General features: G+C 71.6%; 10 protein-coding genes and 1 pseudogene. 3 read left to right on the top strand and 8 right to left on the bottom strand.

Annotation, left to right across the window (positions count from 1 at the left end; genetic code table 11):
• Window positions 1-71: 71 nt before the first annotated feature.
• Window positions 72-968 carry a DUF4097 domain-containing protein gene (locus ACFV0T_RS36075; RefSeq protein ID WP_385788815.1) on the bottom strand — a complete coding sequence of 299 codons (897 nt, stop codon included), beginning with the start codon at window positions 966-968 and terminating at the stop codon, window positions 72-74.
• Between the two features lie 871 nt (window positions 969-1,839).
• Between ACFV0T_RS36075 and ACFV0T_RS36080 the strand changes: the two genes are divergently transcribed.
• Window positions 1,840-2,640, top strand: coding sequence for a BTAD domain-containing putative transcriptional regulator (locus ACFV0T_RS36080; protein ID WP_385788816.1), 801 nt, complete (start codon window positions 1,840-1,842; stop codon window positions 2,638-2,640).
• Here the strand turns inward: ACFV0T_RS36080 and ACFV0T_RS36085 are convergent.
• The 5 genes and pseudogenes from ACFV0T_RS36085 to ACFV0T_RS36105 form a co-directional block, all read right to left on the bottom strand.
• Window positions 2,630-4,159: a tryptophan halogenase family protein gene (locus ACFV0T_RS36085; protein ID WP_385788818.1), complete on the bottom strand. Its 1,530-nt coding sequence runs from the start codon at window positions 4,157-4,159 to the stop codon at window positions 2,630-2,632. The genes ACFV0T_RS36080 and ACFV0T_RS36085 overlap by 11 nt on opposite strands.
• A 792-nt stretch (window positions 4,160-4,951) precedes the next feature.
• A complete protein-coding gene (locus ACFV0T_RS36090) occupies window positions 4,952-7,912 on the bottom strand; it encodes a BTAD domain-containing putative transcriptional regulator (protein ID WP_385788820.1) in 2,961 nt (986 codons plus the stop codon).
• Between the two features lie 427 nt (window positions 7,913-8,339).
• Complete coding sequence (locus ACFV0T_RS36095; protein WP_385788821.1) at window positions 8,340-8,504, bottom strand: hypothetical protein; 165 nt, start codon at window positions 8,502-8,504, stop codon at window positions 8,340-8,342.
• Window positions 8,505-9,243: 739 nt separating this feature from the next.
• Complete coding sequence (locus ACFV0T_RS36100; RefSeq protein WP_385788823.1) at window positions 9,244-9,621, bottom strand: hypothetical protein; 378 nt, start codon at window positions 9,619-9,621, stop codon at window positions 9,244-9,246.
• 214 nt (window positions 9,622-9,835) lie between these two features.
• A pseudogene (locus ACFV0T_RS36105) lies at window positions 9,836-10,279 on the bottom strand (HD domain-containing protein); the annotation flags it as partial.
• 121 nt (window positions 10,280-10,400) lie between these two features.
• Between ACFV0T_RS36105 and ACFV0T_RS36110 the strand changes: the two are divergent.
• Window positions 10,401-10,751, top strand: a complete 351-nt coding sequence (locus ACFV0T_RS36110; RefSeq protein ID WP_385788825.1) for a hypothetical protein — start codon at window positions 10,401-10,403, stop codon at window positions 10,749-10,751.
• Between the two features lie 676 nt (window positions 10,752-11,427).
• On the opposite strand, the gene istB is transcribed toward ACFV0T_RS36110, so the two are convergent.
• Window positions 11,428-12,012 carry an IS21-like element helper ATPase IstB gene (gene istB, locus ACFV0T_RS36115; RefSeq protein ID WP_385788884.1) on the bottom strand — a complete coding sequence of 195 codons (585 nt, stop codon included), beginning with the start codon at window positions 12,010-12,012 and terminating at the stop codon, window positions 11,428-11,430.
• On the opposite strand from istB, the gene ACFV0T_RS36120 reads away from it, so the two are divergent.
• Window positions 11,945-12,100: a hypothetical protein gene (locus ACFV0T_RS36120; protein ID WP_385788827.1), complete on the top strand. Its 156-nt coding sequence runs from the start codon at window positions 11,945-11,947 to the stop codon at window positions 12,098-12,100. The genes istB and ACFV0T_RS36120 overlap by 68 nt on opposite strands.
• Here ACFV0T_RS36120 and istA read toward each other — a convergent pair.
• Window positions 12,086-13,093, bottom strand: coding sequence for an IS21 family transposase (gene istA / locus ACFV0T_RS36125; protein ID WP_385788829.1), 1,008 nt, complete (start codon window positions 13,091-13,093; stop codon window positions 12,086-12,088). The genes ACFV0T_RS36120 and istA overlap by 15 nt on opposite strands.
• Window positions 13,094-13,142: the final 49 nt, after the last annotated feature.

Consider the following 13,142-nt stretch of genomic DNA (forward strand, 5'->3'; position numbering starts at 1 on the left):
GCCGGGGGGTGTGCGCCGCCCGTCCGCGGGCTCTGGCTGCCGCGGGGCTGCGGGGTGTGTCCCTTGCGGGTTCAGGGGGTCTGTTCGCCGCCGGTTTTCGGGGTTTCCTCGCCGGGGGCGAGGGCGGCGCGGCGGATGACGATGTCGCCGCTGTCGGTGCGGGCGTATACCTCGACGGCCGGCCCGCCGCAGTCGGCGCTCATGCCGCCGAGCAGTTCGAGGGAGCGGTAGACCGTTCCGTGGCGGGAGTCGAGGTCCAGGCGGGTGCCGGCGCCGCCGGCGATGGCGACGTCGAGGGCGCCGGAGACGGTCTCCAGCACCAGCGGCCCCTGTCGGGCCTCGTCGATACGGATGTCGCCCTGCGTGGTGCGCACGTCGAGCGCGCCGTGCGCGCGCCCCACACGGACCTGTCCGCTGAGCGCCGACACGGACGTCTCGCCGCCGACCTCGCCGAGGTAGGTGGCGCCCCGGGTGCGGTGCAGGCGTACCGCGCCGTCGACGGCGGCGATCCGCACGTCGCCGCACTCGGCGACGGCGTCGAGGTCGCCGCGGACCCGTTCCACGGTGACGTTGCCCAGCAGCGAGTTCAGATACAGCGGTCCCGTTTCGGCGAAGCGCAGGTGACCGCAGGCGGTGGTGATCCGGCACTCCCCCAGCCGGCCCTCGCCGATGAAGTCCGCGGCCAGGGCGTCGCCCTGCACCTCGGATCCGGCCGGCAGCTCGATGTCGACGCGCACGTTCCCGCCGCCGGGCGGCAGGCCGGACGGGTTCGCCACGGACACGACCAGCTCGCCGTCGCGGTAGCCGACGACGACCGCGGCCGCGGTCACCACGTCACGGAAGTCCGCACGGTCGCCCGGACGCACCCGCACATGGGTGTCGGTGCGCTCGCTCGCGGCGATCCGTACGGTGCCGACGCTCAGTTCGATGGTGGCGAGGATCGGGTCGGGTGTGTCGAAGACCGGCATGGTGATGCCTCAACGAGACGGCGCGCGGCCGCAACGCAGGCAGAGGTGTGCCACGGAAGCGGGAACGGCAGCGCGGGATGGACGGGAGAGGTGCGAAAGCGTGCGGAGGGGGCGGAGGGGGCCTGTGCGGCCCGGCCCGGCACGGACCGCGGACGCGTCCGCCGTACTGCCCGGACCGGACGCGGGCCGGGCGGGGCGGGAGGGGGCCGGATGGGGGTGCCGCCGGCCGCACGGGGGCGGGAAGGGGCAGGTGACGGTGGTGCGGGGGCTGTCTGTTCGCCGTTACGGTGACGACGCTAGCCGGGGCGCCCTATCGGTCCGTTATCGGATCGGTATCGCTCCCGGCGCATGCCGGAAACACCCGGCGCCCACACCTTCGCGACTCGCCTCACCAGGCCTTTGCCCCGTCCCGGGGCAGGCCCGGCGGCGGCGCGGGCGGCAGGGTGCGGGCGCGTACCGCGTGCGGGATGCGGCACGGCCGCGGCCCTGGGCAGGGCGGGGGCGCGGGGTGGGGTGAACGGGCTTCTGGCGCAGAGGTCCTGACGTCCTGTCGGTTGCCGGCTGCCGTTGGTGCGGCGCGGAGTGCGGCGTACGGTGCATGCGGCGCGGTACAGGGCGAAAATCCCGTACCCGCGCCTTTCCGCAGCACATTCCGCGCTCTGCCCGTCGCGCGGTGTCCGGCGCCGGGCCGCCCCGGGCGGCCGTCCCGCGCGGGCCCGTGGGCGGGGGCGGGGTGGTGGTGCCGGCCCGGCTGGTGTGGCGTGCCGCAGGGGGGTGGGTGTGGCGTCCCGTCGACGGGACAGCGGCCGAGCCGCGGGCGGTGCCCGCGCGATCCTGCACATCTCGTCAAGGACGTCTGTGAGGTAGGTCGATGGAGTACCGCGTTCTGGGCCCCGTACAGGTACGTGAGGGCCAGGTGGAGCGGCCGCTGGACGGGGTGAAGCAGCGCACCGTGCTGGCGGCCCTGCTGATGGCGGAGGGCTCGTTCCTGGCCGACACCCGGCTGAGCTGGTTCCTGTGGGGGGAGCATCCGCCGGCGACGCTGACCGCGCAGCTGTACACGCATGTGTCGCGGCTGCGCCGGGTGCTCGGGCCGGGGGCGGTGCTGACCCGCCGTGCGCAGGGCTACGCGCTGGGCACCGGGGGCGCCCGGGTCGATCTGGTGCAGTTCCGGGAGCTGGCCGCTCAGGGCCAGACGGCGCTGGCCGGCGGGGACTACGGCGAGGCGGCCGGGGTGCTGCGGGAGGCGCTGGCGCTGTGGCGCGGGCCGGTGCTGGCGAACGTGTCGGAGCATCTGGCCCGCGCCGAGGGCCCGGCGCTGGAGGAGGCGCGGCTGTTCGTGCTGGCCGGGCGGGTGGAGGCGGATCTGGCGCTGGGCCGGCATCCGCGGCTGGTGCCGGCGCTGACCCGACTGGTCGCCCGGCACCCTCTGCATGAACGTTTCCGCGCCCAGTTGATGACGGCGCTGTACCGGTGCGACCGGCGGGCGGAGGCGTTAGCCGTCTACGACCGAGGGCGGCGGCTGCTCGTCGGTGAGCTCGGGCTGGAGCCGGGCGTTCTGCTGTGCGCGGTCCACCGTGCGGTCCTGGTGTCGGATCCCTGTCTGCACCGTCCCCTCGATCAGTGGCGGCACGGGGCGGACGGCGCCCCAGGGCCCGGGGTCAGGCACTGATCCGGCTGACGTAGTCGTACTGGGTGGGCAGGGCCCGTACCAGGGCGCGGGCCCGCTCCTTGACGGCTGCGAACTCGCGGCGTGCGGGCCGCTCGTCGGCCAGGGCCAGGGCGGCCGGCGGGTGCGGTGCGAGGGCGCCGGTGCCCAGCAGGATGGAGGTGTAGGCGTGCCGGGGCAGGCCCGCCGGATGCGGCGGGGCGCCGGCGGGGTGTTCGCGGCGGTGTGCGAGATGGGCGGCCAGGGCTCGGGGCGGCTCGCAGGTCTGGGCGTCGCGCCAGAACTGGGTGTGGCCGCGGGCGGCGCCCAGGTAGTGCAGGGTCAAAAAGTCGCGGGCGGCGTCGAGTTCGCGGGCGGTGGCGGGGTTGTAGTCGTCCCGGCCGGCCGCCATCGCATCACCCGAAGCGTCGCCTCTGGTGGCGGGGAGGTGGCGGACGAGGCGTTCGAGGGCGTGGTGGACGAAGGAGATCCCGGTGGCCTCCAGGGGTTCGACGCGGCCGGCGGCGGCGCCGACCGCGACGCAGTTGTGTTTCCACGCCTGCAGGCTGCGTCCGCAGGCCAGCGGGGTGTGCGTGGCGGGCACGCCGGCCGCTTCGGGGCCGGCCGCCTCGCGCAGGGTGTGTTCGGCTTCCTGGGGGGTGCAGTAGGCGCGGGCGTAGACGTAGCCGGTGCCGATACGGCCGGCCAGCGGGATGCTCCAGGTCCAGCCGGCCGCCTGCGCGGTGACGGCGGTGTAGGGCGCGATGCCGTGCGCTTTCATGTCGGCGGGCACCCGCAGGGTGACCACGCTGTCGCCCGGCAGGGTGTCCTGGTAGGAGACGAAGGGCACTCTCAACGCCTGGCCGAGAAGCAGGGCCCTGGTGCCGGTGCAGTCGACGAACAGGTCGCCGGTGACGGCCTCGCGGCCGGCGGTGCGCACGTGGGCGATCCCTCCGCGCTCGTCCAGGGCCACGTCCACGACGTCGTCGGCGAGGTGGCGCACGCCCCGCTCGAGGGCGTAGCGGCTCAGGCGGCGGGCGAGGGCGGCCGCGTCGACGTGGTAGCCGTAGGGGGCGGCCGGCATGGTGCCGGTGGGCGGGGGGCCGGTGAGGGGGTGCGGGCCGCGGCCGGCGTCGCACAGCCAGGCGGCGACGAAGCAGTCCCGGTCGAAGCGCCCGCTGGGCCCGATGCGCGGCCACCACTCGGTCAGCGGGAAGCCGCCGGCCTCCCGGGTCTGCTCGAACGGCAGGTAGAAGTGGTGGCGGGGGCGGCTGAAGTCCTGGAAACGGACGGCCAGTTTGTACGTGGCATCGCAGGCCGGCATCCAGTCGTCCTCCGCCAGCTGCAGGGTGTCGAAGAACTCCCCCAGATCACCCAGGCTCGCCTCGTCACCCTCGCCGTCCTCGTGGCCGTCGGCCGTGCCCCCGGCCACGAGGGTGACCTCGACGCTCTCGCCGCGTACGGCTTTCAGATACGAGGCGGTCATCCATCCGGCGACGCCCCCGCCAACGATCACGATCCTTTCGGCGTGCTTCGCACTCACGTCAGCACCTCGGTTCCCGTGGTCACCTGTGAACCTGCCCGGTTTCTTTCAGGCTCGGCCGCCCACTGTGGCAGCCGGATCTATACGGCTTCTATATCCGGGCCCCCGCCCCCGTTCCCGGCCGGCAGGAACGGTTCTCCGGCCCGTGCACGCACCGGCGGCGCCGTCCTGGCAACAGGACAGCGCCCGCCGTCACCGACACCGACCGGCGCGGCGGCGCGAGGAGTTGCCGGGCGGCGGCGGGAGGGCGAGACGGGGCCGGGACACGGGCCGGGGGATCCGTCCGCGTGGCCGGCCCGGACACCACGAGGACGGGAGGAAAGGACGCGGCGGCGGGAGGCGAGGCCCGCAGGGCGGCAGGGCGGCAGGCTCGCGCACGGACGGGAGGACGTGGGTGAGGGGGCGGGCGGGGGCGGTTGCCGACGTGCTGTCGCAGTCAACCGCCGTAGCGCCCCTCCCCCGACCTGCCTGCCTGCCTGCAGGGCAACCCGCCCGCACGGCCGCAGGGCGCTGGGGGCACGGAGCGCTGGGGGCGCTGGGGGCTGGGTACGGAGTGCGGGGTACTGGGTGCGGGGTACTGGGTGCGGGGTGCGGGGCCGGACCGTGGGCGGCCCCTCCACCCGTCCGCCCCTGCACCCTTCCACCCCGCCGCCTCACCGCCCCGCTGTTCCGCCGTCCGCCGGTCTTGCGGTGGTGCGGTGGTGGGGTCGTGAAGGGGACGGGCGGGGGCCGGTTCTGCCGGGCCGGGGGCGTGAGGGTGAGGGTGGGGTGGGGTGGGGTGTGGGGTGGGGTTTAGCTGACGAGTGCGCCGAGTGCTTCTGCGGCGCGTAGTTCCCACACGGTTGCGCCGGCGGCGGCGAACCGCTGCTGGGCGGTGCGCAGGTAGGTGCGGGCGGCGTCGGTCTTGCCCAGGCCGTGGCTGACCTCGCCCAGGACCAGGCCGATGCGTCCGGCCACCAGCGGGCTGCGGCATTCCTCGGCGATCTCGAGTGCGTCGGTGAGGGTGGTCTCGGCGAGTTGCGCGTCGCCGCGGCTCAGGCGGGTCTCGCCGAGGCCGAGCAGGGTGTGGGCGAGGCCGACCATGTCGGTCTTCTCCTTGACGATGCGTACCGCGCGCAGGAACGCCTCCTCGGCGGCGGGCAGTTCGTCCAGGGCGAGGTGGACGCGGCCCAGGCGGTAGAGGGCCTGGGCCAGGTTGCGGGTGTCGGGTGCTCTTTTCTCCTCGAGGCGGACGGCTTCCTGGGCGCACCGCATCGCCGCTTCGAGGTGGCCGCGGTCCAGTTCGGCCTCGGCCATGTTGTGCAGGGTGTGCACTTCGCCGAAGAGGTCGCCGGCGGCGCGGAAGAGGACGAGTGCCTCGGTGAAGCGCGGCATGGCGGTGTCCGGGTCGCCGCGCATGCGGTCGCTCTGGCCCAGGGAGCGCAGGGCCATCGCGCGGCCGTGGTCCTCGCCGGCCTCGGTGTAGAAGCGGAGCGCCTTGTCGAGGTAGGAGGCGGCGTTCTCCAGGCGGCTGTAGCTCAGTTCCAGGGTGCCCAGGCCGAAGTGCATCGCTCCCTGGCCGCACAGGTCGCCGACGGTGTGGGCGGCTTCGGCGGCGGCCTGGCAGCAGGTGCGCCAGTCGTCGGTGTAGCTGCGGGTGCCGAAGAAGACCAGGGCGCTGACGGTGAGGTCCCAGGCGAGTTCGGCCTGGCCGATGCGGGCGGCCTGCTGGACGGAGGCGACCAGGGCGAGGCGTTCGGCCTCGAACCATTCCAGCGGTACGGCGAGCAGTTCGTCGGTGAGGGCGGAGTCGATGCGGCGGCGCTGGACACCGCTGTGCACCCAGGTGTCCTTGCCGGCGCCTTCGCGGCGGTCGGCTTCCTCGGCGATGGTCAGCAGGGTGCGCAGGTAGCGGGTGAGGGCGGCGAGCCGGTCGGGTTCGGAGTCCTCCTGCCGGGCGCGTTCGCCGGCGTAGAGGCGGACCAGGGTGTGGAAGCGGTAGCGCAGCTGGCCGGTGGCGTCGACGTTGACGACTTCGAGGAACTGGGCGTCGACGAGGTCCTCGATGAGGCGTTCGGCGTCCAGGACTTCCTTGTTGAGGACGGCGGCGCCGCTCCAGGCGGTGAAGTCGGGTACGTCGAGCAGTCCGAGTCTGCGCAGCAGTCTGGCCGCCTCGGACGGCAGGTAGCGGTAGCTGAGGGCGAGGCTGGCGCGCACCTGTGACTCGCCCTGGCTGAGCTCGTCCAGCCGGCGGCGTTCGTCGCTGAGCCGGCCCACGAGGTAGCGGGCCGTCCAGTGCGGTTTGGAGGCGAGGCGGGCGGCGGCGATCCTCAGGGCCAGCGGCAGCCGGTCGCACAGTTCGACCAGGCGGGCGGCGTCCGCGCGGGCGGGGGCGATCCTGCGTTCGCCGACGATCGCGGTGAGCAGGTCGACGGCTTCCTCCTCGGACAGCGGGCCGAGGTGGATGCGGGCGCGGGAGGGCCAGGTGAGGAGGTCTTCCATCTGGTCCCGGCTGGTCGCCAGGACGCAGCAGCGTTTGCCGCCGGGCAGCAGCGGGCGCACCTGTGCGTAGGTGCGGGCGTTGTCCAGGACGACCAGGACACGGCGGTCGGCGAGCAGGCTGCGGTAGAGGGCGGTGCGTTCTTCCAGGTCGTCGGGGATCTGTTCGCCGGGCACGCCGAGCGAGCGCAAGAAGCGGCTGAGGATCTCGTGGGCGGTGACGGGTTCGCGGTGTTCGTCGTAGCCGCACAGGTCGGCGAAGAGCTGGCCGTCGGGGAAGTGTCCGGCGGCGCTGAAGGCCCAGCGCATGGCCAGGCCGGACTTGCCGATGCCGGCGGCGCCGGTGACCAGGCCGATGGAGCAGGAGCTGTCGTCGTCGCTCACCAGACTGTCCAGGGCGGCGAGTTCCTCGCTGCGGCCGGTGAACGCGGGCACGTCCGGCGGGAGTTCGGAGGGGATGGCGGGGGTCACCAGCGCCGGGCGGCGTGCGGCGGAGGAGGGGGCGGGGGCCAGGGAGGGGTCGTCGCGCAGGATCGCGTCGTGCAGTTCGTTCAGGTCCGGTCCCGGGTCGATGCCGAGTTCCTCGATGAACTGATCGCGTGCGTCGCGGTAGGTCTCCATCGCGTCCGCGCGCCGTCCCGAGCGGTACTGGGCGAGCATCAGGTGGTGGCGGGTGCGTTCGCGCAGCGGGTGTTCGCGGACCATGGCGGCCAGTTCGGGGATGAGTTCCTGGTGGCGGCCGAGTTCGAGGTGGACGAGGGTCAAGTCGTCGTAGGCGTTGAGGCGGTGTTCTTCCAGGCGGGCCGCCTCGTCCTCGACGGGCTGTCCGCCGACGCCGGCGAAGGCGGGGCCGCGCCACAGCCGCAGCGCCTGCGCGTACAGCTGCGCGGCGTCGGGCAGCCGGCCTTCCTCGGCGGTCTGCTCGGCCTGCTGGACGAGGCCGGAGAAGTCGGCGGAGTCGAAGCGGTGGCCCTCGGTGTTGAGCACGTATCCGGGATGCGCGGTGACGATGACGTCGTCGGTGACGCCCGCGCTCTTGAAGAGTTTGCGCAGGGCCGCGACACAGATCGCGACCTGGGTGCGGGCGGTGGGCGGCGGACTGCTGTTCCAGACCGCGTCCACCATCGTGTCGACCGGGACGACACGGCCGGGGGTGAGCGCCAGCAGGGCGAGGATGGTCCGTTGCCGGCCGCCGCCGAGCGGGACGGTTTCCTCTTCCTCCCCCGCACTCACCGCGAGGGGCCCCAAGACCTTGAAGCTGAGTTGTCCGCCCACTCCGGCTCCCCCTTGTTGAAGTCCTCAATTCCGGACGACAACCAATGTAGGTCACCGGGCGACATGTTCCCCTCCGGTGCAGTGGCGATATCGCCTTAACAGCCGGAGAAGGCAGCAGTGTTGGACAGGGGGTGGCCCTCTGCGGGCTTTTAAACGGGATGAGTTCTCGAACACCCGGTGATGCGTGAACCGAGTCGCGGAGTGGTGCTATTCGTTCCGCCGTGGACTGTGCGGCTTCTTATGGGAAGTGCCGGGTGGAGTCAAGTGAGCGTGCCCTGCGGGCAGTAGCTGCGCTGCCGGGAGCGGGTGTTGCGCGCGCAGCGGGTGCGCTGCGGGTGCGTTGCGGGTGCGAGCGGGTGTGCTGCGCGGGGCGGGCGTGCTGCCCGGTGAGCGGGCCTGGCCGGCCGGGGTTTCGCGGTGCCGTTTTCTACCAGCCGCCGCGGTCGTCCGGGGTGACGACGACCGGCCCGTCGGCGGCGGTCACCGTCGTGGAAACCTGCGTCACGGCCGGGAGGATCACGGTCAGGATCGCCGCGCCGGAAACCAGCGCGAGGGAGACGGACTTCGCGGCGGCACTCAGGTTCTTCCTCATTGTCTTCGTTTCCTGTCTGTGTGGAGCTCAGATCCCTCTGAGCTGCGCTTCCTTGCGTCTGACAGAAAACTTAAAGAACGGCCCTTTCAGCCCGTTATCGGATCTGCTTCGCCTCCCGGGCGCGGCGATAACGACCCGCCCGCCGGGCGATAACGCCCCGCCCGCGGCAGCGATAACAGCCCCCTTTGCAGGCGCTGTCCGTCCCCTCCTCCCTCCGCCGCGGCCGTCCTGCGGGCGAGGAGCATGCCGACCGGCCTTCCGGCGCCCCCTCCTGTGCTGCGAGCCCCGCCCCGCAGTCACCACCCACCCGCCTGGCATCGCACCGCCTCCCCTCCCTTCCCGGTCGGGACCGGACGGCGGGCGTCAGCAGGGCCGGGTCAGGGCTTGGCACTGATGGCGGCGGGAGTCCGCGCCGTGCGGCTGTCCTGGGGTGGTGCGTGGCTGGAGGGCTCACTGCCGCGAAAAACGGAGACGGCGCAGCATCCCGCGCCGGTGGACCGGCATCCGGGCGCGGCCGTACACAGCGACGCTCGGACTTGCCGGCAAGGCGCCGTGCTCGAAGGGGGCAGGGCGGTCGTGGATGACTGCCGCTCGGCCCGGCCGCCTTCCGCCCGGCTGTGCCGACGGGCGAGTCCGGCGCGGATGGCGCAGGTGGCGCAGGTGGTGAGGGTGGCGCGGGTGGTGAGGTGTCGGGGTGACCGGGTCGCGGGCGGCGCAGGCCGAAGGGAGGGCGCTGTCTTCAGCGGTCGACGGCCCACCGCGCGTCCGCGGGCCAGGCTCCCGTGCCGACGACGTGTTCCACGAGCCTGAACGCGTCAGCGACGGGCACGGTGTCTTCGTCCGGGTACTGCTCGTGCTGCCCGTTGGACAGAACGAATCCCCTGCTCGGTCCCACGGCGCCTGGATCCACGGCATGGCCGCCGGGATCGCCCACTGTTTCGAGCAGCATCACCATCGCCCGCTCCGTGTTCGTCACGAAGCCCAGCGAGCGTCCCGCCGAACCGGTCAGCCACGTCTCCGGCTGTCCGCTGCCGGCCCTCGCCCGGAGCATCTCCCCCACCCGCTCCAACGGCACGCGGACGGGGCCGGCGCCGTCGATCACCCAGGACTCGATCACGCGCACGACGCTCTCACGAAGGGACCGGTCCCGGGCCGCCTCGTGCCACCGGCGGTGGTGCGCCGGACGGGGAGCAGCTGCCGCCGGCGGGCCGGCACGGTTCTGCGCCACTGCGGGCTCGCGGGCCGCGGCGCGGATCGGGACGCTGCGGCCGGCGCGGAAGGGCCGGTGTGCGGCCGGGGTTCCTCGTCACGGTGCCGGCCCTCTCCTTGTCTCAGCCGTAAAGCGGGAACGACGCCTGGGACGCGAGGCGTTCGCCGGCGCCGTCGCCGATGCGGGAGAGAACGTCGTCGAGGGCGACGAACTCCTCCCACACAGCCCGGCCGCCCGCTTGGGCCTGCCGGGCAACGAGCAGATCCTCCAGGCCGGACACGCGCTGGTTCTTCCAGATCTTGTCGGCGAGGCTCACCAGGAGGTCCTCCACGCCGGTCTGCGGCTGCGTCCAGGACGCGTGTGTCGCGGCGAAGCGGGCGAGCGCCGGGCTGACGCCACGGCCGAGCAGAAGGGCCTGTCCGGCCTTCTCGTGCGCCGCTCCGGGCCCGGAAAGCTCGCCCATGTGCACGGTCTTCCCGATGTCATGGGCCGCGGCCCCGAAGAGCACCGCCTCGCGGTCGAAGAGCACGGCCGGGCAGTGCTCCTGCATCCAGTCGGCCAGCTGTGTGGACGGTCAGGCGATTCCCCACGCTCGTGGTCACGTCATTCCCCAGGTGCCGACGGGGTCACCGCTGCGTGACCGAGGACCGGTGTGGTGCTCTCGACTGAGGGTGGAGGATGCTCCCATGAGCTTCGATCTTGCAGTGCTTGCGATGGATGACTCGGCTGACACTGCGGCAGTGCGTGCGATGTTCGAGCGGTGCAACTCCCTGAATCATGACGAAGGTGAGCTTGATGAGCGGATAGTCGGGTTCTATGAGCGGTTGCGCTCGCGGTTCCCGGACTGCCCGCCCTATTCGGAGGACTCGCCCTGGATGTCGACGCCGTTGGCCGTCGGCATCGATCACGTGATCATGAATCTGAGCTTCTCCTCCGGGAGCGACGCCGCGGTCAAGGCGATCGAGGAGCTTGCCGGAGAGTGCCGATTGGTTCTATGGGATCCGCAGTCCCAGGATGCCTGCATGCCCAGAGGCTGAGTCACGAGCTGCTGGCGGGCTTCCCACTGGTGGCTTCGTTCACGTGAAGTAGCAGCGATTGGTCAGCCGTTTGGGCAGCAGTTGGTGATCTTGAGTACTACGGATGTTCACCAGAAATGACGTCACCTGACGATCCGCGGCTCGCCGGACTCCTTCGTCAGGACCTCGACCTGCCCCCGGTGTTGCCCGGCCTTCTTCCGCCTCTGAATCCATATCATCATCAGGTACTACTGAAGGGGGCCGTCCGCTCTGGAGCACCGGGGGCATGTGTGAACTGGTTGATAGGCATACGGCTGCGATCGTGGCGCGCAAGAAGGCAAGGCTGGGACCTCGACATTGTGAGGGCACTGCGGCTGCCGGTGCCGCGCCCAACGCAGGAACGCGCCTTCGAGCTCATCCGGCAGAGGAGCTGGGAGGCGGCGATCGACGAAGTCCGTACAGCGACTGGTTACGACCGTCGGGACGCCAGGTGCGTCGTACTCGCCCTCGCGTACGCCTGGAGGCTTCCGACTGGCCGGTTCTCCCACACTCATCGTTTCCCGACACCATGACCTGCCGTCAGCCCCCACCTTGATCATTCATATGGGTCCGGAGAGAACCATTGTGCGGACCGTCATCAACAAGCACGGCCCTCCCCAAAGAGAGCGGAGAGCCGACGAGTTGGTGCCCGCCGTGGTCAGCCGATCTTCGCCGGTTCCTCGGCCCGGGCACGGGTGCTGGCGAGGCGGTAGGAGTCGGTGCCGGTCTCGATGATCGCACCGTTGAAGGTGAGGCGGTCGACGATGGCCGCGCAGAGCCGGGGGTCGGTGAAGGTCTTGGTCCAGCCGCCGAAGGACTCGTTGTAGGCGATGGCGACGCTGTTCTTCTCCTCGCGTTCGGTCAGCACCTGGAAGAGGAGTTCGGCGCCGTGGCGGTCGAGTTCCATGTAGCCGAGTTCATCGATGCAGAGGAGGTCGACGCGGCCGTAGCGGGCGATGGTCTTGTTGAGCTGCTTCTCGTCGGCGGCCTCGACCAGCTCGTTCACCAGTTTCGTGGCGAGGGTGTAGCGGACGCGGTAGCCCTTCATCGCGGCCTCGGTGCCCAGAGCGATGAGCATGTGGGACTTGCCGGTGCCGGAGTCGCCGATCAGGCAGAGCGGCTGGCTCTTCTTGATCCATTCGCAGCTGGCCAGCGTGTGGATGGTGGCCGCGTCGATGTTCGGGTTGGCGTCGAAGTCGAAGGCCCGAAGGGACTTCTCCCGCGGGAAGCCGGCTGCCTTGATCCTCGTTCCGACCGGCGGCGGGCCCGGTCGTCGCACTCGGTCATCAGCAGTTCGGCGAGGAAGCCGCGGTAGGTCATCTGGTCCTTGACCGCCCGGTCGGCGGCGTGAACAGCCGGCCCGTCTCGAACGGCTCCTGGGGCAATGGCATCAACAGCGGCTGCTCGACTGCGAAGTACTCGTCCACCGTCCGCGGCCGCGAACCGATCCTGCGGTGCCCGTCGTGCAGATCCCACTGGTCGACCATCTCGTTCAGTTCGGCGAGGGAGTCGACTTCCGGGACCGGGGTGAAGTGGTTGCGGCGGAAGTAGCCGGTCATCCCTTCGACGCCGCCCTTCTCGTGGGCGCCTTCGATGCCTGGACGGCAGTAGAAGCTCTCGATGGTGAAGTGCGAGCGGAAGGCGATCCACCGGTCGGTCTCCACCCGGGCCCGGCTCAGGCCCAGCACCTGGGCGACGGCAGACTTCAGGTTGTCGTAGCGGATCTTGCTTCGAGGGACACCGCCCAGTGTGCGAAGCGCGTGCACGTGCCCTTCGAAGAAGGCTTCCTGGCCGCAGGAGGCGAAGACCCGGTGGACGGCTTTGCCCGAGTAGGACAGGCGCAGCGAGAACAAGTAGCAGGTCACCAGTTCGCCGGCCAGACGCACGGTCACGTCGCCGAAGTCGACCTCCGCCTCGTGGCCGGGCAGGTGGGTCTGCGGCACGAACGCTTCCACCGGGCCTTTGCCCGACGCCGCGAGGATCTCCGGCTTCCGGTCGGAGACGTAGCGCCGGACCATCGGGTAGGACACGTCGGCGCCGTGCTCCTCAACCAGCCGGTGGAAGATCCGGGTGATCGTATGCCGCTGCTTGCGCGGCGCATCGAGGTCCGTCCGCAGCATCTCGTCGATCACCGGCTTGTACGGATCCAGCGCAGTCGGCCGCGGCGGCGGCTTCTTCCGCGGCTCCGGCCAGACCGAGTCCACGGCCTTCTTCACCGTCCGCCACGACACGTTGTGCTTGCGCTCAAGCTCACGCATCTTCATGCCGGCACGGTGATCACGCCGGATCGCCGCGTACAGCTCGACCTTGGACATCTGCGGCATGACCAGGACCTTTCACCAGGAGCATCCCGATGCTGCCCTGGCAAGTACC

Source organism: Streptomyces sp. NPDC059582 (assembly GCF_042735715.1).
Taxonomy (GTDB): Bacteria; Actinomycetota; Actinomycetes; order Streptomycetales; family Streptomycetaceae; genus Streptomyces.